At 75.7% G+C, this 18,887-nt stretch carries 14 protein-coding genes; 4 read left to right on the top strand and 10 right to left on the bottom strand.

All coding sequences use genetic code 11. The annotated features are described in order from the left end of the window. Window positions 1–102: 102 nt before the first annotated feature. Complete coding sequence (locus OG946_RS34250) at window positions 103–804, bottom strand: sulfite exporter TauE/SafE family protein (protein WP_326800457.1); 702 nt, start codon at window positions 802–804, stop codon at window positions 103–105. Window positions 805–821: 17 nt separating this feature from the next. Then, a complete protein-coding gene (locus OG946_RS34245; RefSeq protein WP_326799821.1) occupies window positions 822–1,376 on the bottom strand; it encodes a TrmH family RNA methyltransferase in 555 nt (184 codons plus the stop codon). 128 nt (window positions 1,377–1,504) lie between these two features. On the opposite strand from OG946_RS34245, the gene OG946_RS34240 reads away from it, so the two are divergent. Continuing rightward, window positions 1,505–2,458: an FAD-dependent oxidoreductase gene (locus OG946_RS34240; RefSeq protein ID WP_326799820.1), complete on the top strand. Its 954-nt coding sequence runs from the start codon at window positions 1,505–1,507 to the stop codon at window positions 2,456–2,458. Window positions 2,459–2,657: 199 nt separating this feature from the next. Here the strand turns inward: OG946_RS34240 and OG946_RS34235 are convergent, their stop codons facing one another. Further along, complete coding sequence (locus tag OG946_RS34235; RefSeq protein ID WP_326799819.1) at window positions 2,658–3,986, bottom strand: M14 family metallopeptidase; 1,329 nt, start codon at window positions 3,984–3,986, stop codon at window positions 2,658–2,660. A 160-nt stretch (window positions 3,987–4,146) separates the two neighbouring features. Between OG946_RS34235 and OG946_RS34230 the strand changes: the two genes are divergently transcribed. Beyond that, window positions 4,147–4,959, top strand: coding sequence for a MerR family transcriptional regulator (locus OG946_RS34230; protein WP_326799818.1), 813 nt, complete (start codon window positions 4,147–4,149; stop codon window positions 4,957–4,959). A 190-nt stretch (window positions 4,960–5,149) separates the two neighbouring features. Then, on the top strand, window positions 5,150–6,187 hold the full coding sequence (locus OG946_RS34225) for an N-acetylmuramoyl-L-alanine amidase (RefSeq protein ID WP_326799817.1): 1,038 nt from the start codon (window positions 5,150–5,152) through the stop codon (window positions 6,185–6,187). Window positions 6,188–6,254: 67 nt separating this feature from the next. On the opposite strand, the gene OG946_RS34220 is transcribed toward OG946_RS34225, so the two are convergent. The 4 genes from OG946_RS34220 to OG946_RS34205 are packed head-to-tail and all read right to left on the bottom strand — an operon-like array spanning window position 6,255 to window position 12,021. Next, complete coding sequence (locus OG946_RS34220) at window positions 6,255–8,432, bottom strand: 3-hydroxyacyl-CoA dehydrogenase NAD-binding domain-containing protein (RefSeq protein WP_326799816.1); 2,178 nt, start codon at window positions 8,430–8,432, stop codon at window positions 6,255–6,257. 39 nt (window positions 8,433–8,471) lie between these two features. Beyond that, window positions 8,472–9,707, bottom strand: coding sequence for an acetyl-CoA C-acetyltransferase (locus tag OG946_RS34215; protein ID WP_326799815.1), 1,236 nt, complete (start codon window positions 9,705–9,707; stop codon window positions 8,472–8,474). Window positions 9,708–9,721: 14 nt separating this feature from the next. Then, complete coding sequence (locus OG946_RS34210; RefSeq protein ID WP_326799814.1) at window positions 9,722–10,864, bottom strand: acyl-CoA dehydrogenase family protein; 1,143 nt, start codon at window positions 10,862–10,864, stop codon at window positions 9,722–9,724. Continuing rightward, complete coding sequence (locus tag OG946_RS34205) at window positions 10,861–12,021, bottom strand: CaiB/BaiF CoA transferase family protein (RefSeq protein WP_326800456.1); 1,161 nt, start codon at window positions 12,019–12,021, stop codon at window positions 10,861–10,863. Before OG946_RS34205 ends, OG946_RS34210 begins: the two co-directional genes overlap by 4 nt. 178 nt (window positions 12,022–12,199) lie before the next feature. Between OG946_RS34205 and OG946_RS34200 the strand changes: the two genes are divergently transcribed. Next, window positions 12,200–13,384 (top strand): saccharopine dehydrogenase family protein, encoded by a 1,185-nt coding sequence (locus OG946_RS34200; protein WP_326799813.1) that lies wholly within the window; start codon window positions 12,200–12,202, stop codon window positions 13,382–13,384. Window positions 13,385–13,459: 75 nt separating this feature from the next. On the opposite strand, the gene OG946_RS34195 is transcribed toward OG946_RS34200, so the two are convergent. The 3 genes from OG946_RS34195 to OG946_RS34185 all read right to left on the bottom strand — a co-directional run bounded on the left by OG946_RS34195 (window position 13,460) and on the right by OG946_RS34185 (window position 18,868). Continuing rightward, entirely contained in the window at window positions 13,460–16,843 is a 3,384-nt protein-coding gene (locus OG946_RS34195) for a hypothetical protein (RefSeq protein ID WP_326799812.1), read from the bottom strand. 85 nt (window positions 16,844–16,928) lie between these two features. Then, a complete protein-coding gene (locus tag OG946_RS34190) occupies window positions 16,929–17,579 on the bottom strand; it encodes a DsbA family protein (protein ID WP_326799811.1) in 651 nt (216 codons plus the stop codon). Further along, window positions 17,579–18,868 carry a DUF4185 domain-containing protein gene (locus tag OG946_RS34185; protein WP_326799810.1) on the bottom strand — a complete coding sequence of 430 codons (1,290 nt, stop codon included), beginning with the start codon at window positions 18,866–18,868 and terminating at the stop codon, window positions 17,579–17,581. The genes OG946_RS34190 and OG946_RS34185 overlap by 1 nt, the downstream gene beginning before the upstream one ends. Window positions 18,869–18,887: the final 19 nt, after the last annotated feature.

The following is an 18,887-nucleotide window of genomic DNA, read 5'->3' as shown; positions in this document are numbered from 1 at the left end:
GTAGGGCGCGGCGGCAGCCGCCGCGGCCGCCGGACGTGCGCCGGCCGTCCGCAGACTCACCGAAGGCGCTGCTCCGGTACCGGCCGCAGGGCCGGCGCCCGGTCACAGCCCCAGCAGGCCCTTCGTCAGGGTCGCCGCGCCGCCGGCCAGCCCGAGGATCAGCACGAGCCAGCGCGCGGGCGCCTCGGGCACCCGGTCGCCCAGGGCGCGGCCGATGAGCGCGCCCGCGGCGACGGCCGCCGCGCAGAGCGCCCAGGCCTCGGCCGACAGGTCGGGCGGGCCCTTCGCGGTGACCGAGAAGAGGTTGATGACGACGCCGTAGAAGAGCGCGTTCGGCACGAACTCCCGTACCGTCCAGCCCGCGTTCACGGCGTACAGGGAGACGGCGGGGCCGCCGATGCCGGCGGAGGAGTTCATGAAGCCGCTCACCGCGCCGGCCGTGACCGCCCCGCCGGTGCCGCGCAGGGACTCGGTGCGCGCACCGGCCATGACGAGCCCGACGGCGCCGCAGACCATCGCGCCCATGCCGGTGAGGAGTACGGGCGCGGGCAGCCGGGACGCCGTGACGGCGCCGATCGGCACGGTACAGACGGCGGCGGCCAGCAGCGGCACCATGGCGCGGGGCCTGACCTGCCGCCAGACGGTGGCCAGGCCGAACGCGCTGATGGCACCCGCGGCGCAGTTGGAGAGCCGGACGCCCTCCGCCGGGCCGAGCACCAGCGCGAGCGCGGGCCCCGCGACCAGCGCGAGGCCGATGCCCGCGAGCCGCTGCACGGACGCGCCGAGCAGCAGGACTCCGGCCATGAGCAGGACGTCACCGGTCACAGCAGCCCGGCCAGCCGGTAGAGGACGAGGGAGCCGGCCACGGCGACGTTGAGGCTGGCGCCGGTGCCGACCATGGGTATCTCGACGGCCTCGTCGAGCAGGTCGAGCGCGTCAGGCGGGATGCCGTGCTGCTCGTGGCCGAGCACCATCACCGTGGCCCGGCGCGCGGCCGGCAGGTCGGCCAGGCGCACGGCCTCGTCGGCGAGTTCGACGCCGAGGACGCTCTTGCCCGCGGCGCGCTGCCGCTCCAGCCAGCGCAGCGGGTCGCCGGTCCAGTGCACGCAGACGGGGCGGCGCAGCGTGTTGCCGCGGGCCAGCGCCTCGGGCACCCAGGGGAAGCGGGGCACGACGAGGCAGGCGCCGACGGCGTCACAGGTGCGCAGGAGCGTACCGAGGTTGGCGCCGTGGAGCGGCCAGAGCGGGGCGGCGTAGAGGTGGTCCCAGCAGGAGTGGGCGCGGGGGCGGCGGCTGCGCCTCAACTCGCGGGGGGTGCGGGTGCGGATGGCCGGCGCGTCCGTGCCGGGCCGGCCGACCCCCGGGCGGGCGCTCATCGGCGCGGGGCGCGCGCCCCCCGATCGCTTGTAGTACTCACGTCATTCGACATGCGAACAGAGTAGCGATCATCCTCGGCCGTCCACCACCCCGCGCGTGCTCCCGACCGGTGCGGCAGACTGCCGTGATGGATTCCGAAGTCATCGTGCTCGGCAGCGGCATCATCGGCCTGACCACCGCGGTCGTCCTCGCGGAAGGCGGGCGGCGGGTCACGGTGTGGGCGCGGGAGCCGGCGGAGGAGACGACGTCGGCGGTCGCGGGCGGGCTGTGGTGGCCGTACCGGATCGAGCCGGAACACCGGGTCGCGGACTGGTCGGTGCGGTCGTTCGACGTGTACGCGCAGCAGGCGGAGCACGCGGCGGTGACGGGCGTGCGGATGCGGACGGGGCTGCAGCTCGGCGCCGAACTCGCCGGCCTAGGACCGTGGCGGCGCGCCCTGCGCGACATGCGCGCCGCCAACTCCGCCGAGCTGCGCGGGGAGTACGTCACGGGCGTGCGCGCGACGGTGCCGATCGTGGACACCGGCACGCACCTGGCCCACCTGCGCGACCGGCTGACCGCGGCCGGCGGCCGGGTCGAGCGGCGCGCCGCCGGCTCCCTCGACGAGGCCGGGCGCACGGCCCCGTACGTCGTCAACTGCACCGGCCTCGGCGCCCGCGAGCTGGTGCCGGACCCCGGTGTACGCCCGGTGCAGGGGCAGCTCGTCGTCGTGGAGAACCCGGGCGTCGAGGAGTGGCTGGTCTCGGCGTACAAGGATGCGACGGCCACGCTGTACGCGCTCCCGCAGCCGTACGGGCTGGTGCTCGGCGGCACGGCCGTCGAGGACGCCTGGGGCACCGAGCCGGATCCGGCGGTGGCCGCGGGCATCGTGGCGCGCTGCGCGGCGATCGTCCCCGAGGTGGCCCGGGCCCGGGTCCTCGGCCACCGCGTCGGGCTGCGCCCGGCCAGGCCCGCCGTGCGGCTGGAGGCGGAGCGGCTGCCGGGCGGGGCGCTGTGCGTGCACAACTACGGGCACGGGGGCGCCGGTGTGACGGTGGCGTGGGGCTGCGCCGAGGAGGCCGCGGAACTCCTGGAGGCGTAAGGCCAGCACAAGACAGCACATCCCGCACATCCCCGCACACCCGCCCAAGGGTAGGCGGGCCCACCGACAGCCGAGCCGCCGCGCGTACAGCCAGGCCGCCGCCCCACGTACAGCCCTCGTGCACGCCTACGCGCCTACGCGCCCACGCGCCGAGACCGCCGCACCCTGCCGCTACGGCTCGCCGGCCGCCCCGCCCCGCTCAGCGGCAGCGTTCCAGCGGCCTGCCGTCCGTCAGCTCGTAGACCGCCCGCTGGTCCAGCAGCAGCGGCACCAGTGCGCGCAGCGGCTGCCGCAGCTTCACCAGCGCGCCGCCGTCCGGCCGTTCGCGGACCTCGATGCCGTGCAGCGCCAGCTCGTCGCCGACCGCGTCGTACTGCGCGGCGTCGAGTTCGTAGCCGCAGGGCGGGTCGTCGATGATCTGGCCGGGCGCGGGCGGCTCGTTGTCGGCGCCGCCGAGGTAGACGGGACCGGTGTCGGCGAGGCCGCGGGCGCGGGCCGCCGCGGTGGCGGTGGCCAGCCGGCCGCGGTGGTCCGCGGCGTAGGCGAACGTGGCGTCGAGCGCGGTGAGCTGGGAGGCGACCCGGCGGCGGTGGTTGGCGGCGGGGTTGCCGCGCTCGTCGTCGGTGAGCGCCGTGATGCGGGTCTCGACGAGCAGCCCGGCCGCGTGCTTGAGGCCCGCCGTGTTGCGCAGGATGCGCTCCTGGCCGTCGCCGGCGACCTGGCGGATCGGCTCGCCGGTCTGCGGGTCGGTCCAGATGCCGTAGACGCCGCTGCTGTAGCCGGCTTCCTCGACGCCGGCACGGACGTGGTCCTCGGTCAGGTGCCGGGCCTCGCGGTGGACGGCGTCGTGGGTGTTGAGGTTGCGCGGCCAGAGCGCGAGCACGTCCTTGACGTAGTACGGCTCGGTGGCGTCGAACTCGTGCAGGTCGTGGACGACGTCGGGGCGGTAGTCGCGGATGACGGCGGCCATGGCGCGGCCTTCCGCGGTCTCCAGGGCGACGTGGTCGCGGTTGACGTCGACGCCGTCGGCATTGCCGCGGGTGTCGGCGGCGCGGCCGTCGGGGTTGGCGCTGGGGACGACGAGGACGGAGTTGCGGGCCAGGAAGCGGCGGGTCTCGGCGTCCTTGGCGTAGGCGAGGTCGCGCAGGCTGGTCAGGCACGCCTCGCGGCCGGCCGGTTCGTCGCCGTGCTGGCTGCAGATCAGCAGGACGACGCTGCCGCGGGCGGCCTCGGCCGGCGTGGGCGGGCGGGGGGCGCCGATGCGGACGAGGTTCAGGGGGCGGCCCTGCTCGGTGGTGCCGATGCGGTCGACGGCGACGCGCTCGCTGTCCTCGGCGACGGTGGCCAGGAACTCCGCCTCCTCCTGCTCGCCGGTCCAGCGGGTGCCGTCGCTCTCCTCGAAGCCGGTACGCGGCGGGTTGGCGGCCTCGGCGGGCGGGCCGGTGAGCGGCGCCAGCACGACGGCCGCGGCGCAGGCCGCGAGGGTGGCCGTGCGGAGCACGGTGAGACGGGGGGCGCGTATGCGCATGGGCGGTCTCCCGGGGGCGGAGCGCGACGAGGGTGGCCAGAAGATAGCGGAGGGTGACCCGCCGCAGAAGCCTCCGCGCACGAAATCTCCGCGGCCGCCCGGCATCCGGGGGGTGCCGCGGTCTTTCACAGGACCGGTGAGACAGCAATATTGTTGGACCATGACCCAGGAGACGGAGGCGGCCGGGCTGACCGTGGACGAGCTGGCCGCACGCGCGGGCGTCACCGTGCGCACGGTCCGCTTCTACTCCACCCGCGGGCTGCTGCCCCCGCCGGTCATCGGCCCGCGACGGGTGGGGCGCTACGGCCACGAGCATCTGTCCCGGCTCGCGCTCATCGAGGAGTTGCAGCACCAGGGGCTGACGCTGGCGGCGATCGAGCGGTACGTGCAGCAGTTGCCGCCCGGGCTGAGCGCAGAGGACCACGCGCTGCACCGCGCGCTGGTGGCCACCTGGGTGCCGGACGCGGAGACCGAGGTGAGCCGGGCGGAGCTGGAGCGGCGCGCGGGGCGGTCGCTGACCGACGACGACGTGGCGCGGCTGGCGGCGATGGGGGTGCTGGAGCGTACGCCGCCGGGGCCAGGTGCGCACGATGCGGGCTCCGGTACGTACGACGCCGCGGCCGGTGCGTCCGACGCGGGATCCGGCGCGGACGGCGGCGGCGACACCTTCCGGGTCGACCCGGTCGTCCTCCACCTCGGCGTACGCCTCCTCGACGTGCCCATCCGGCTGGAGACCGTCCTCGCCGCGCGGGACGTGGTGCAGGAGCACTCCCGCGCGGTGGCCCGCGAGCTGACCCGGCTCTTCCACGACGAGGTGTGGGAGCCGTTCGGCGAGGCGGACCCCGACCCGGAGCAGGTCGAGACGATGAAGTCGCTCTCCGCGCACATGCAGCCGTTGGTGGTGCAGGCGCTCGTGACGGCCTTCCAGCGGTCGATGAAGGCGGAGCTGCGGGCCTCCTTCCCCGCGGAGTGACCTCTTCCCCCCGCGGCCCTTCCGGCGGAGTGACCTTGCGCACGTACGCCTGTGACGGCTGAGGTCCGACCGGCGTTCTTTGGCAACGACATGTGCGAAGGCCGCGGCCGCTCTTGCCCGGGCCCCACTGTGTTGTCATGCTCATCCGCGTCGCAGTCGCAAACCGCCGTCCGCGCCGAGGAGTCGGAACATGAGCGCACGCCCCCGACGGGGACGCCGCTGGGCCTTCCCCGTACTCGCCGTCCTGCTCACCGCCGCGGGGCTCACCGTCCCCGGCGCCCTCGCCAGCCCGGAAGCGGAGCCGGACGGCGGCCGCTTCAGCCTCGTCGGCGTCTCCTGGCCGGGCGGCGGCGGCGCGCTCGACGGCACGCCGCAGGTACGCACGCGGGACGCCGGCACCGGCCGCTGGACGGCGTGGCGGTCGCTGGAGGCCGAGCCCCGGCTGGCCGACCCCGGCGCGGACGCGCCGTCACGGGCCGCCACCGCGCCGCTGTGGGTGGGCGACTCCGACGCCGCCCAGGGCCGGCTGCTCCGCGGCGACGGCGGGACGGCGCCGCTGCCCGGGCGGGCCCGGCTGGAGCTGGTCGACCCCGCCGAAGGACCGGGGGTGCCCGCGGAGCCCGCGTACACCACGACCGCGACGCGACCGGCGATCATCTCGCGCAAGCAGTGGGGTGCCAACGAGTCCTGGCGCGACGGACCGCCCGAGTACGGCACCAACACCAGGGCGTTCATCGTCCACCACACGGTGGACAGCAACGGCTACTCCTGCTCGGAGGCCCCGGCGATCATCCGCGCGATCTACCGCTACCACACCCGCACCAACGGCTGGAACGACATCGGCTACAACTTCCTCGTGGACAAGTGCGGCCGCATCTACGAGGGCCGCCGCGGCGGCGTCACCAAGCCGGTGACCGGCGCCCACACCCTCGGCTTCAACAAGAACACCAGCGGCGCCGCGGTCATCGGCTCCTACGGCTCGGCGTCCGTCCCCTCGAAGGTCACCGGCGCGCTGGCCCGGCTCTCCAAGTGGCGCCTCGACGTCGCAGGGCACACCCGCACCGGCAAGGTCAGGCTGACCGCGGGGAAGTCCAACGGCAAGTACGACAAGGGCGACTCGACCACCGTCTACCGCGTTACGTCCCACCGCAGGCTCTATCCGACCGCCTGCCCCGGCGCGAAGCTCTACGCCAAGATCGGCACGATCCGCACCATGCGCGTCGGCTGACGACGACCCCGCCGCACGCCGCGGCCCCCGCCCACGCCGGCACCGGCGCGGCGGGGGCCCGGCCCGCTCAGACGGCGTCCATGAACGGCTCGCCCCGCTCCGCCTTCGCCAGCAGCAGCGCGGGCGGCTCGAAGCGCTCGCCGTACGCCGCCGCCAGCTCCCGCGCCCGCGCCACGAAGCCGGGCAGCCCGCCCTCGTAGCCGTTGATGTACTGCAGCACGCCGCCGGTCCAGGCGGGGAAGCCGATGCCGAAGACCGAGCCGATGTTCGCGTCCGCGACGGACGTCAGCACGCCCTCTTCGACCAGCCGCACGGTGTCCAGCGCCTCCGCGAAGAGCATCCGCTCCTGGAGGTCGCGCAGCGCCGGCGGCTCCTGGTCCTGCCTGGTGAAGTGCTCCCGCAGCCCCGGCCACAGCCGGGTCCGCTTCCCGTCCTCGTAGTCGTAGAAGCCCGCTCCCCCGGCCCGCCCGGTGCGGCCGAACTCGTCGACCATGCGGTCGATGACCGCCTCCGCCGGGTGCACGGGGTAGCTGCCGCCGGCGGACTCGACGGCCGCGCGCGTTTCGTTGCGGATCTTCCGGGGCAGCGTCAGGGTCAGCTCGTCCAGCAGGGACAGCACCTTGGCCGGGTAGCCGGCCTGGGCGGCGGCCTGCTCGACGGTCGCGGGCTCGATCCCCTCGCCGACCATGGCGACGCCCTCGTTGATGAAGTGGCCGATCACCCGGGAGGTGAAGAAGCCGCGCGAGTCGTTCACGACGATCGGGGTCTTGGCGAGCTGCCGTACGAGGTCGAAGGCGCGGGCCAGCGCCTCGTCGCCGGTGCGCTCGCCCTTGATGATCTCGACCAGCGGCATCCTGTCGACGGGCGAGAAGAAGTGCAGCCCGACGAAGTCCTGCGGACGGGCGACGCCTTCGGCGAGCACCGTGATGGGCAGGGTGGAGGTGTTGGAACAGAGCAGGGCGTCGGGCGCGACGACGTCCTGGATCTCCTGGAACACCTTGTGCTTGAGCGCGGGGTCCTCGAAGACCGCCTCGATCACGGCGTCGCAGCCGGCCAGCTCCGCCGGGTCCGCGGCCGGCGTGATGCGGGCCAGCAGCTCGTCCCGCTTCTCCTGCGTCGTACGGCCCTTGGCGAGCTGCTTGTCGAGCAGCCCGGCGGAGTAGGCCCTGCCCTTCTCGGCCGCCTCAAGCGACACGTCCTTCAGCACGACCTCGATGCCGGCGCGCGCGCAGGCGTAGGCGATGCCCGCGCCCATCATCCCGGCGCCCAGCACGGCGACCTTCGCCACGCGCCGCTCGGGGACGCCGGACGGGCGGGAGCGGCCGGCGTTGACGGCCTGGAGGTCGAAGAAGAACGCCTGGATCATGTTCTTGGCGGTCTGCCCGACGGCCAGGTCGACGAAGTAGCGGGCCTCGATCACCTGCGCGGTCTCGAAGTCGACCTGGGAGCCCTCGACGGCCGCCGCCATGATGTTGCGCGGGGCGGGGAACGGGGCGCCGCCGAGCTGCTTCTTCAGGTTGGCGGGGAACGCGGGGAGGTTGGCCGCGAACGCCGGGTTCTTCGGCGTGCCGCCGGGGATCCGGTAGCCGGGCTCGTCCCAGGGCTGCCGGGACTCCGGGTGGGCGTCCACGAACGCGCGGGCGGCGGCGCGCAGTTCCTCCTCGGTCCCGACGACCTCGTGCACGAGCCCGTTCTCCAGCGCCCGCCGCGGCCGGTACTGGGTGCCCTGGAGCAGCACCTTCAGCAGCGCGTCGGTGATGCCCATCAGCCGTACGGTACGGGTGACGCCGCCGCCCGCGGGCAGCAGCCCGAGGGTGACCTCGGGCAGCCCGATCTTCGAGCCGGGCGCGTCCAGGGCGACGCGGTGGTGGCAGGCGAGCGCGATCTCGTAGCCGCCGCCCAGCGCCGCGCCGTTGAGGGCCGCGACGACGGGCTTGCCGAGCGTCTCGATGCGGCGCAGCGCGTGCTTGACGGCCATGCCGGCGTCGAACGCCTCGCGCGCGTGCTCGCGGTCGATGCGGATGAGGTCGTGCAGGTCGCCGCCGGCGAAGAAGGTCTTCTTCGCCGAGGCGAAGACGACGCCGCGCACGCTGTCCCGCTCGGCCTCCAGCCGGTCGGCGACGGCGGTCAGCGACTGGATGAAGTCCGCGTTCATGGTGTTGGCGGACTGGTTCGGGTCGTCCAGGACGAGGGTGACGACGCCGGTGTCGTCCTGCTCCCAGCGGATCGTGTTCGTGTGGCTCATGGCGATGAGGTGGTCTCCGTAGGCAGGGGCGGGACGGGGTCAGACGCGCTCGACGACGGTGGCGATGCCCATGCCGCCGCCGACGCAGAGGGTGGCGAGGCCGTAGCGCAGGTCGCGGCGCTCCAGCTCGTCGACGAGGGTGCCGAGGATCATGGCGCCGGTGGCGCCGAGGGGGTGGCCCATGGCGATGGCGCCGCCGTTGACGTTGACCTTGTCCGGGCTGACGCCCATGTCCTCGATGAAGCGCAGCACGACGGCGGCGAACGCCTCGTTGATCTCGACCAGGTCGATGTCCTCGATGCCGAGACCGGCCCTGGCGAGCGCCTTGCGGGTCGCGGGCGCGGGCCCGGTGAGCATGATCGTGGGCTCGGAGCCGGTGACGGCGGCGGAGACGATACGGGCCCGGGGGGTGAGCCCGTACCGCCGGCCGACCTCGGCCGAGCCGACGGCGACGAGGGCGGCGCCGTCGACGATGCCGGAGGAGTTGCCCGCGTGGTGGACGTGGTCGATCCGCTCCACCCAGTGGTACTTCTGCAGCGCCACGGCGTCGAAGCCGCCCAGCTCGCCGATGTCCGCGAAGGCCGGCTTCAGCTTGGCCAGGCTGTCGGCCGTGGTGCCGGGCCTGATGTGCTCGTCCCGGTCCAGGACGGTGAGCCCGGCGCGGTCCACGACCGGCACCACGGAGCGCTCGAACCGGCCCTCCTTCCACGCCTCGACGGCCCGCTCCTGCGACAGCGCGGCGAACTCGTCCACGTCCCGGCGGCTGTAGCCCCCGATCGTGGCGATGAGGTCGGCGCCGATGCCCTGGGGTACGAAGCCGACCTCCATGTTGGTCATCGGGTCGTTGAACCAGGCGCCGCCGTCCGAGCCGATCGGCACCCGCGACATCGACTCGACGCCGCCGGCGAGGATCAGGTCCTCCCAGCCGGAGCGGATCTTGGCCGCGGCGATGTTGACGGCCTCCAGTCCCGAGGCACAGAAGCGGTTCTCCTGCACCCCGGCGACGCTGTCGGGCAGCCCGGCGGCGATGGCCGCGATCTTGGCGATGTCGGAGCCCTGGTCGCCGTGCGGGCTGACGACGCCGAGCACGACGTCGTCGACGGCGGCCGGGTCGAGACCTGGGAAGCGGCGGCGCAGCTCGTGGACGAGGCCGACGACGAGGTCGATCGGCTTGGTCCCGTGCAGGGCGCCGTTGGCCTTTCCGCGGCCGCGGGGGGTGCGGATCGCGTCGTAGACGTAGGCGTCGGTGACGGACGGCCTGGCGGTTGTGGTCACGGTTGGTGCGCCTCTCAGGAGAGCAGGGAGCGGCCGATGATCTCTTTCATGATCTCGGTGGTGCCGCCGTAGATGGTCTGGACACGCCCGTCGGTGAAGGCACGGGCCACGGGGAACTCGCTCATGTAGCCGTAGCCGCCGTGCAGTTGCAGACAGCGGTCCGCGGTGCGTTTCTGCAGCTCGGTGGCCCACCACTTGGCCATCGAGGCGTGCACCGCGTCCAGCTCGCCGGCGGCCAGGTCCTCGATGCAGCGGTCGACGAACGTCCGGGTCACGGCGCACTCGGTGGCCATTTCGGCGATCTCGAAGCGGATGTGCTGGAACCGGCCGAGCGGCCGGCCGAACGCCTCGCGCTCCTTGACGTACGCCGTGGTGGCCTCGACCAGGTGCTCGGCGGCGGCGACCGCGGCGACGGCGATGGCCATCCGCTCCTGCGGCAGGTTGGTCATGAGGTGGCCGAACGCGCCGTCGCGCTCCCCCAGCAGGTTGTCCTTCGGCACCCGTACGTCGGTGAAGAACAACTCGGCGGTGTCCTGGGCCTTCTGGCCGATCTTGTCCAGGTTCCGGCCGCGCTCGAAGCCGGCCGCGCCGCGCTCGACGACCAGCAGGCTGAGCCCGCGCGCCCCGCCCTCGGGGGTGGTCCTGGCGACCACGACGACGAGGTCGGCGAGGATGCCGTTGGAGATGAACGTCTTGGCGCCGTTGAGCAGCCAGTGGTCGCCGCGGTCCTCTGCGGTGGTGCGGATGCCCTGGAGGTCGGAGCCGGCGCCGGGCTCCGTCATGGCGATGGCCGTGATCAGCTCACCCGTGCAGAAGCCGGGCAGCCAGCGGCGCTTCTGCTCGTCGGTGGCCAGGGAGGTCAGGTACGGGCCGATGACGTCGTTGTGCAGGCCCACGGCGAGTCCGGCGGCGCCGGCGCGGGCGAACTCCTCGGCCAGCACGGCCGCGAAGCGGTAGTCGTCGTGGCCCCCGCCGCCGTACTCCTCGGGGACGGCGAGGCCGAGCAGGCCCTGCCGCCCGGCGGCGCGCCAGGCGTCGCGGGAGACGATGCCGTCGGCCTCCCAGCTCGCGTAGTGGGGGGCGACCTCCTTGGCGAGGAAGGTTCGCACGGTCTCGCGGAAGGCCAGGTGCTCGGGCCCGTACAGCCGGCGCTTCAACGCTCCTCCTGGGTCGGGGCGGGGGTGGGGGCGGGGGTGGGTTCGGGGAGGCCGGGGACGTCCCAGTCGCGGGCGACGGCCGCGGTGTCGGCGCCCGGGACGGCGGGCGGACGGCGTACGGCGCCGGGGGTGGCGGAGAACCGGGGCGCGGGGGCGGGCTGGACGGTGCCGTACTCCTCGGTGAAGGTGCCGCGGGCGGCGAGGTGCGGGTGGTCGCGGGCCTCGCGCAGGGACAGCACGGGGGCGACGCAGGCGTCGGAGCCGGCGAAGACCTCGGTCCACTCCGCGCGCGTACGCTCCCGGAACCGGGCGGCCAGCCGCTCGCGCAGCTCCGCCCAGGCGGCGGGATCGCCGCGGTCGGGCAGGGTGCCGGGGGCGCCGAGGAGGCGGACGAACTCCTCGTAGAAAGCGGGTTCCAGCGCGCCGACGGCCATGTACTGCCCGTCCGCGGTCTCGTAGACGCCGTAGAACGGCGCGCCGCCGTCGAGGAGGTTGGCGGCGCGGCGGTCGCGCCAGGCGCCGGCGGCGACCATGGCGTGGATCATCGCGGTGAGGTGCGCGGTGCCGTCCACGATGGCCGCGTCCACGACCTGCCCCTCCCCGGTGGTACGCGCGTGCTGCAGTGCGGACAGCACGCCGACGACGAGGTAGAGCGAGCCGCCGGCGTAGTCACCGAGGAGGTTGGCGGGGACGGCGGGCGGGCCGCCGGCGGGGCCGATCATGCCGAGCGCTCCGGTGACGGCGACGTAGCCGATGTCGTGTCCCGCGGTCTCCGCCAGCGGTCCCTCCTGGCCCCAGCCGGTCATCCGCCCGTACACCAGCCGGGGGTTGCGCGCGAGGCAGTCGCCGGGGCCGACGCCGAGGCGTTCGGCGACGCCGGGGCGGAAGCCCTCGACGAGGATGTCGGCGCGCTCGGCGAGGGCCAGTGCGGCGGCGGCGCCGGACACGGACTTGAGGTCGAGGACGACGGAGCGCTTGTTGCGGTTGGTGAGGTCGTGCGCGGGGTCGATGCCGAGTCCCGGGCCGCCGGGCCGGTCGACCCGTACGACGTCGGCGCCGAGGTCGGCCAGGAGCATGGCGGCGAACGGCCCGGGGCCGATGCCGGCCAGTTCGACCACGCGTACGCCGTGCAGCGGGCCGTGCCCCGTGCTCCCCATCAAGCCCCCAGCGGTGTGACACCAACTGTGTAACACCAGAGATGATAAGAACACGTTTCAGCGGGCACAAGTGCGGGGACACCCCGCGCGGGTCGGACACACCGCCGGGCGGCACGGGACGGGAATCCGCCGTCCGGCGCGTATACGTGACGGCACCTCATGAACCACCCTGGGTGCCATGGCAGACGAGCCCCGGCCGCACGACCTCATCCTCTTCGGCGCCACCGGCTTCACCGGCGGACTCACCGCCGAGTACCTGGCCCGGTACGCGCCGGCCCGCTGCCGGTGGGCGCTGGCCGGGCGCGACACCGGCAGGCTGGCGGAGGTACGCGACCGGGTGGCCGCGATCCGGCCGGAGTGGGGCGACCTGCCGCTGCTCACCGCGGACGCGGCGGACCCCGCGGCGCTGCGCGGGCTGGCCGAGCAGACCCGGGTGGTGGCCACGGCGGTCGGGCCGTTCCTGCGCCACGGCGAACCGCTGGCCGCCGCGTGCGCCGCGGCCGGGACGGACTACGCCGACCTGACCGGCGAGCGGGAGTTCGTCGACCGGGTGTACGTGCGCCACCACGAGCGGGCCCGGGAGACCGGGGCGCGGCTGGTCCACTCCTGCGGGTTCGAGTGCACGCCGTTCGACCTCGGCGTGCGCTTCACCGTCGAACAACTGCCGGAGGACGTGCCGCTGCGCATCGACGGCTTCCTGCGCGCCGCGGGCCGGATCTCCGGGGGCACGCTGGCGTCTGCGCTCGGGGTCGTCTCCCGGCCGCTGCCGGGGGCGCGCGCGGCGCGGGCCCGCCGCCGGGCGGAGCCGCGGGTGACGGAGCGCCGGGTGCGGGCGCCGCTGGGCGCGCCGACGCGCAGCGGCGCGCTGCGCGCCTGGGGGGTGCCGCTGCCGACGCTGGAGCCGCGGGTGGTGGCGCGGTCGGCGGCGGCGCTGCCGCGGTACGGGCCCGACTTCCGCTACCGCCACTACGCCGCCGTCAGGCGGCTGCCGGTCGCCGCGGGCAGCGTGCTGGGCGCCGGAGCGTTCGCCGCGGCGGCCCAACTGCCGCCGCTGCGGAAGCTGATGGCGTCCCGGCTGTCGCCGGGCACGGGCCCGGTGGAGGAGCGCCGGGCGCGCAGTTGGTTCTCCGCCCGCTTCGTGGGCACGGGCGGCGGCCGGCGGGTGGTGACGGAGGTCAGCGGCGGCGACCCGGGATACGACGAGTCGGCGAAGATGCTGGCGGAGGCGTCGATGTGCCTGGCGTACGACCCGCTGCCGGAGACGTCGGGGCAGGTCACGACGGCGCAGGCGATGGGTGAGGCGCTGACGGCGCGGCTGGTGACGGCGGGGATGGGTTTCCGGGTCTGGGTCGCGTCGCCGTAGCCGGGGCGGGCGGGACCGCGCTGAACGGGCCCGCCGCCGGCGGTCGTACGAGCCGGGCGCCCCGCTCCGTACGGCCTACTCTTCGGCCGTCTGCACCTCCAGGGCCGCGTCCCGCACCTCGCGCTGCGGGTGTGCGCGCAGGGTGCGCAGGGTGGCCCGCCAGGGCTCCGGCCAGCCCGCGCGCGTACCGCCGACCTCGGTGAGCGCGACCGCGAACAGGCCCTCCGCGTGGCCGCCCGCAGCCGCCAGCGCGCGGGCCGCCTCCGCCCGGGCGTCCGGCGTGCCCGGCCGGGCGTCCCGGTCGAGCCGGTGCCTCAGCGTGCCCGCCGTGGCCTCGGCGAGCACCGGGCGCCCCTCGTGCAGCGCAGCCAGTTCCCGCAGCGCCGCCGTCAGCTCCGCCGCCCCGGCCTCCAGATCGAGGGCCTCGGTGCGCAGCACCGCCGCCTGCGGCACGAAGTCGTCGTCCACGGCGAGCACGTCGGCGAACGCGTGCAGCGTGGGCCGCAGCAGGGGGCGGAGTACCCGCGTCCGCATGGTCAGCCGCCGGACGAGGGAGACCAGCCGCCGGCGCGCGGGCAGGTCGCGGTCCTGCTCCGCGTCGGGCTGGCCGAGGGCGCGGACGCGGAGTTCACGCGCGGCGCGTACGACAGGCTCGCGCGCCGGATCGTCCGCGGGGGCGTTGATCGCCAGGGTGACGAGGGCATCGGCCGCGGGCTCCCACGTGCCGCGGTTGCCGAGGTCGGTGACCGCGCGGCACAGCACGTCCGCCGCGGTCGGCGACCACGGTGCCCAGCCGGCGAGGCTGGTGTACGCGGTCCAGGCGAGCTGCGGGTCTTCGGTGCGGCTTGCGGCCTCCACCAGGCCCGCGTACCGCGGCCGGTACTCCTCGCGCAGGTCGCGCGGCTGCGGCCGGAGCAGCGGGAGCCGCACCTCCGAGTCGTCGGCCGCGGCCGCCTCCAGCATCCGCCACACCTCCGGCCTGCCGAGCAGGCCGCCGGCGAACGCCACGCACGCGGCGCGTACGTCGCGGTGCTGCTCGGGCAGTTCGTACGCACCGGCCACCAGCGCCGCCGCGCGTTCGGCCGGCAGCCGGGCGGCGGCGAGGCGGACGGCCTCCTTGCGGCTCGTCACCTTCGCGGCGGGGGACCCGTCGGGTCCTGGCAGCAGCAGCGGACGCAGGGCCGCCTCGACGCGCGAGGGCGCGGCGTGCCGGGTGGCTCGGGTGGCGGCGTACACGGCGACGCGGGCGCGGTCGCCGCCGGCGTGCGCGAGCAGCAGCGGCAGCGCCTCCGCGGGCCGGTCGGTCCACACCAGGGCGGCGAGCGCGGCCTCGGCGAGCACGACGTCGTCCGCCCCGGTGTAGCGGAAGACGACGTCGAAGCCGTGGCCGGGTATGCGGGCGACCTCCGCGAGGGCCCGGGTGCGGTCGTACAGCGGCAGCCCGGCGTCGGCCGCCGCGCGGGCCAGCAACCGGGCGGCGGCGGCCTGCTGGGCGGGCGTCCAGCGCTCGGGCGTGATGACGGGCGGGGTCCAGGAGGCGCGCCGCGTCAGGAACCTGCCCCACGGCGGGGTGTCGCCGAGGACGCCGTCCAGCAGGTCCGTACGGCTGCGGGCGAGCACCGCGTACACCGGCGGGAGGACCGCCGCGGACGGCTCCAGCGCCAGCAGCCGGCCGACGCGCTCGCCGCGGCCCGCCCACGGCTCCAGCCACAGCGACACGGCGGTGCGCACGGTCGCGTCGTTGCCGAACTGCACCGCCTGCCACAGGTATTCCTGCAGCTTGGGCATGCCCCAGGCACGCCGCCCGAGCGCCCGCGCGAGCGCGAACGTCAGCCCGTGGTCGACCTTGTCCGCGCCCGCCTCCAGCCACGGTTCGAGGGCGTCGAAGACCTCGTGCTCCTGCCCGCGGCGCAGCGAGGTGTCCAGCCGGCCGAGGTCGGCGCCGCCGGTGTGGCCGGTGAGCCGGGTGATCGTACGCAGCGAGAAGCTCACCAGCTCGGGCCGGCCGCCGGCCGCGTGCTCGCGGAGCAGCGCGACCGCCAGCGTGCGCAGCGCCCCGCGGGTGGCCGACGAGGAGTCGCGGGCGGCGATCGCATCGGCGGCGATGAGGTGGAGGTGGTCGGCGGCGTCGGCGGTGAACAGCGCGGGGTGGGTCCCGGCGAGCTGCCGCAGTGCGACGGAGCGCACCGGGTCCTGGTCGTTGCGCAGCCGCTCGGCCAGCAGCCGGACGGCGCTGGTGACGTCCTCGGGGTGGCCGGAGCGGGCGGCGTTGGCGACGAGCAGCCGGTACGCCTCGGCGCGCTCGTCGGCGTCGGAGCGGCGCAGCGCGGCGAGCAGTTCGCCGCGGGCCTCGGCGACGGGCAGGCAGGCCACCGCGCCCAGCACGACCGACGGGTGCGCGTCGCGCTCCCGGGCCTGCGCCGCCATGCGGCGCGCCTCCGCCGCGCGGCGCCGGTGGGGCAGGGCGTCGAGGAGGTCGGGCGGGAAGTCGTCGCGGGCGGTGTCCCGTCCGGCCATGGCGGCGTCGAAGAGCGCCTCGCGGCGGGACGGCGGGGTACGGCGCAGCAGGTCGGTGAGCGAGGAGGTGTTCTCCTGCCAGAGCCGGGCGAGTTCGGTCAGCTCGGGCGGCGCGGCGACGACGAGCCGGTCGAGCACGGTGCGCGGGAGCCGGGTCGCGGCGGTCCCCCGGCGGCGCTCCGGGGCGAGCAGCAGGCGCAGGGTGCGGCCGGGATCGGCGGCCACGAGGCGGTTCAGCCGCTCGTGCACGAGCGGCTGGAGCCCGCCGTGGCAGAACCGCTCCAGCAGGTCGAGCACGCGGTCCGGGGCGGCGTCGGCGAGCGGCGCGACGACGCCGGAGTACGCGGTCCACCATGCCGCCCGGCCGCCACGCGCCAGCAGGGCCAACTGCCGCTCCGCCTCGTCCAGTACGGGCCCGGGGTGCCGGCCGGCGAGGGCGGCGGGGCCGCTGAGCGCGGGCCAGAGCGCGGGCAGCAGGCGGCGTACGGTCTCCTCGGTGCACGCGGGCAGCAGCCGCGCGGCCTCGGCGTCACCCCACCGCTCGCCGACGGGCCCGATCAGCGCCTCCGCGACGGCGGTGCGCCGGCCGCGGACCACGGCCCGGACGAGCTGCCCGCGCACCACGGCCGGCGCGTCCTCGAACGCGGCGACGACGATGTCGTCGGGCAGCAGGCCGCGCCGTACGGCCTTCATCCCCTGGGCGCGCACCGCTTGGTCGGCGTGGGCGAGCCGGGCGGCGAGGAAGCCGGTGTCGCGCCCGACGAGGGCGGCGAACGCCGCGAGCCGGCGGCCGTACCCGCCGTGCCCCTCCAGCCCGTCGAGGAGCGCGGCCAGTTCGCCGCGCCCGGCGGCCCGGCGGGCGGCGAGGGCCAGCTCGCGCAGGCGCCGCGGGTACGGCAGGGGTTCGAGGGCGCGGATGAGGTCGTCGGCGTGAGGCTGCATGGGACGGCATTGTTCCGTGCCTGCTGCCGCTCCGGCGCCGAATTCTTGTACGAGCCGGGCCGGGTCGCGCCGGGCCGGGCGGCGGTCAGTCGAACGACGGCATCTCACGGGTGCGGGTGCGCTTGATCTCGTACAGGCCCGGCAGGCCGCCCAGCGTCAGCAGCCCGTCCCACAGCCGCAGCGCGTCGGCGCCGCGCGGCGCGGGCGAGACGACGGGGCCGAAGAAGGCGAAGCGGGCGCCGCCGGGCGGGGTGACCGCGAGGACCGGGCTGCCGACGTCCGTGCCGACCAGGGCGATGCCCTCGGCGTGCGAGGCGCGTACCGCCTCGTCGTACGCCTCCGACTCGGCTGCCGCGGCCAGTTCGGTGGGGAGCCCGGTGTCGTCGAGCGCACGGGCGAGGCCGTCCCACTCGCCGCGCTCGTGCAGGCGCACGGCGAGCGCCGCGTAGTAGCGGCCCAGGGCGTCGGACCCGTGGTGCTCGGCGACGGCGGCGCAGACCCGCACCGGCTGCCTGAGGTAGGCGCCCCACTCCCCCTCGGGATCCTCGGGGTTGACCTCGCGGCCCTCGTTGAGGACCTCCAGGCTCATGACCCGCCAGCGCACCCGGATGCCGGTGAGCCGCCGCACCTCCGTCAGCCAGCGGGCCGTCGTCCACGTCCAGGGGCACACGGGGTCGAACCAGAAGTCGGCTTCGGGCGTGCCGTCTCCGGGGTCCGCCGCCTCGTCGGTACGCATCACTCCACCGTATCGAGGTGCAGGCGGACGAACCGGGGGCGGTACAGGGCGACGTTGCGGTGCACGTGGGCGGAGACGTTCTCGGGCGAGGCGTCCAGCCAGTTGACGTCGTAGCCCAGGAGCAGCCCGTCGCCGGAGCCGACGCCGGGATGCGCCTGCGGGTTGTACGCGGCGGCGCCGGAGCCGCCGGCCGCGTCCTCGGGCAGCGGCGCGGTGAACGCCTTGTCCGGCCCGTGCCACGGGCCTTCCGGCCGGCACGCCCAGTACGACGCGACGGTCGTCAGCCCGCTCCCGGCCGGCCCGCCCGCGTCCATGGTGAACAGCACCCAGGTGTCGCCCTGCCGCACGACGCTGAACGCGCTGCCGACGCCCCTGCGTCCGCCGTCCCCCAGCACCGGCCGGGAGCGGGCCGCCTCCGTGCGCCACCGCTCGCCGTCCCAGTACCGCCACGCCGACCGGTCCCCGAGCCGGCCCACCGGCACGCGCGCGAGGTGCGCGCGGGAGCTGCGCTCGGCCTGCTCGGGAGTGCGGCCGTCGGTGCCGCCCCACACGTACGTGAAGTCCCCCCGCCGCACCGCGGCCGCACCGTAGACGAGGCGGTCGGCGGGGTCGGCGACCCGCGACTGGTCGTCGACCTGGGTGATGCCCTCCAGCCGCAGGTCGGGCAGCGAGAGCGTGGCGACCTCGGTGGCCAGCGGCACGCCGTAGATCCACGGCTGCTGCGCCTCCTGCCGGTGCCAGAGCAGCACCCGCAGCACCTGCTCGGCGGAGCCGGGCGCCCGCGGCTCCACCACGGCGTGCACCGGCCAGCGCCACTGCCGCACCGGGGCGCCGGGTTCGGGGAAGAGGGAGGCGGGCGCGCCGGGGGCGCCGCCGAGGAGGGTGCGTTCGAGCCGGCCGTCCGGGGACATGACAAGGGCGGCGTTGCGGGTCCACGCGGGGGTGCCGAGGGAGGTGTCGCGCCAGGCGTGCGGCTGGCCCTGCTTGTTGGGCGGCGGCTGGACCCGGCCGAGGTACGGGTCGGAGACCAGCCACAGGGTACGGCCGTCGGGCAGCCGGACGGAGTGGTTGCCGTCGCCGCCGGTCCAGTCGTCCGTGCGAGCGGCGTCGTCTCCGTAGCGCGCGAACTCGTCCGTCGTCGCGGCGTCGGCGCTCCAGCCGGAGACGGCGAGGCCCGTGCAGGCCCCGGCGTCCTCGCCGGAGTCGTCGTCGGTGAGCACGACGACGAGGCCCACGACGAGCAGCAGGGCGAGGGCTATCCCGGCGCCGGCGGTCTGGCGTCGCTCCATCGGGGCACGGTAACGGGCG

The sequence above is a fragment of the Streptomyces sp. NBC_01808 genome, from assembly GCF_035917395.1.
GTDB lineage: Bacteria > Actinomycetota > Actinomycetes > Streptomycetales > Streptomycetaceae > Streptomyces.
The sequence above is the reverse complement of the archived record's forward strand: the minus strand, read 5'-3'. Positions and strand labels throughout refer to the sequence as shown.

Bases quoted from the DNA above. Each gene is read 5' to 3' on its own strand.
- OG946_RS34250 (WP_326800457.1), bottom strand. From the start codon at position 804: ATGGCCGGAGTCCTGCTGCTCGGCGCGTCCGTGCAGCGGCTCGCGGGC.
- OG946_RS34245 (WP_326799821.1), bottom strand. From the start codon at position 1,376: ATGAGCGCCCGCCCGGGGGTCGGCCGGCCCGGCACGGACGCGCCGGCC.
- OG946_RS34240 (WP_326799820.1), top strand. From the start codon at position 1,505: ATGGATTCCGAAGTCATCGTGCTCGGCAGCGGCATCATCGGCCTGACC.
- OG946_RS34235 (WP_326799819.1), bottom strand. From the start codon at position 3,986: ATGCGCATACGCGCCCCCCGTCTCACCGTGCTCCGCACGGCCACCCTC.
- OG946_RS34230 (WP_326799818.1), top strand. From the start codon at position 4,147: ATGACCCAGGAGACGGAGGCGGCCGGGCTGACCGTGGACGAGCTGGCC.
- OG946_RS34225 (WP_326799817.1), top strand. From the start codon at position 5,150: ATGAGCGCACGCCCCCGACGGGGACGCCGCTGGGCCTTCCCCGTACTC.
- OG946_RS34220 (WP_326799816.1), bottom strand. From the start codon at position 8,432: ATGAGCCACACGAACACGATCCGCTGGGAGCAGGACGACACCGGCGTC.
- OG946_RS34205 (WP_326800456.1), bottom strand. From the start codon at position 12,021: ATGGGGAGCACGGGGCACGGCCCGCTGCACGGCGTACGCGTGGTCGAA.
- OG946_RS34200 (WP_326799813.1), top strand. From the start codon at position 12,200: ATGGCAGACGAGCCCCGGCCGCACGACCTCATCCTCTTCGGCGCCACC.
- OG946_RS34195 (WP_326799812.1), bottom strand. From the start codon at position 16,843: ATGCAGCCTCACGCCGACGACCTCATCCGCGCCCTCGAACCCCTGCCG.
- OG946_RS34190 (WP_326799811.1), bottom strand. From the start codon at position 17,579: ATGCGTACCGACGAGGCGGCGGACCCCGGAGACGGCACGCCCGAAGCC.
- OG946_RS34185 (WP_326799810.1), bottom strand. From the start codon at position 18,868: ATGGAGCGACGCCAGACCGCCGGCGCCGGGATAGCCCTCGCCCTGCTG.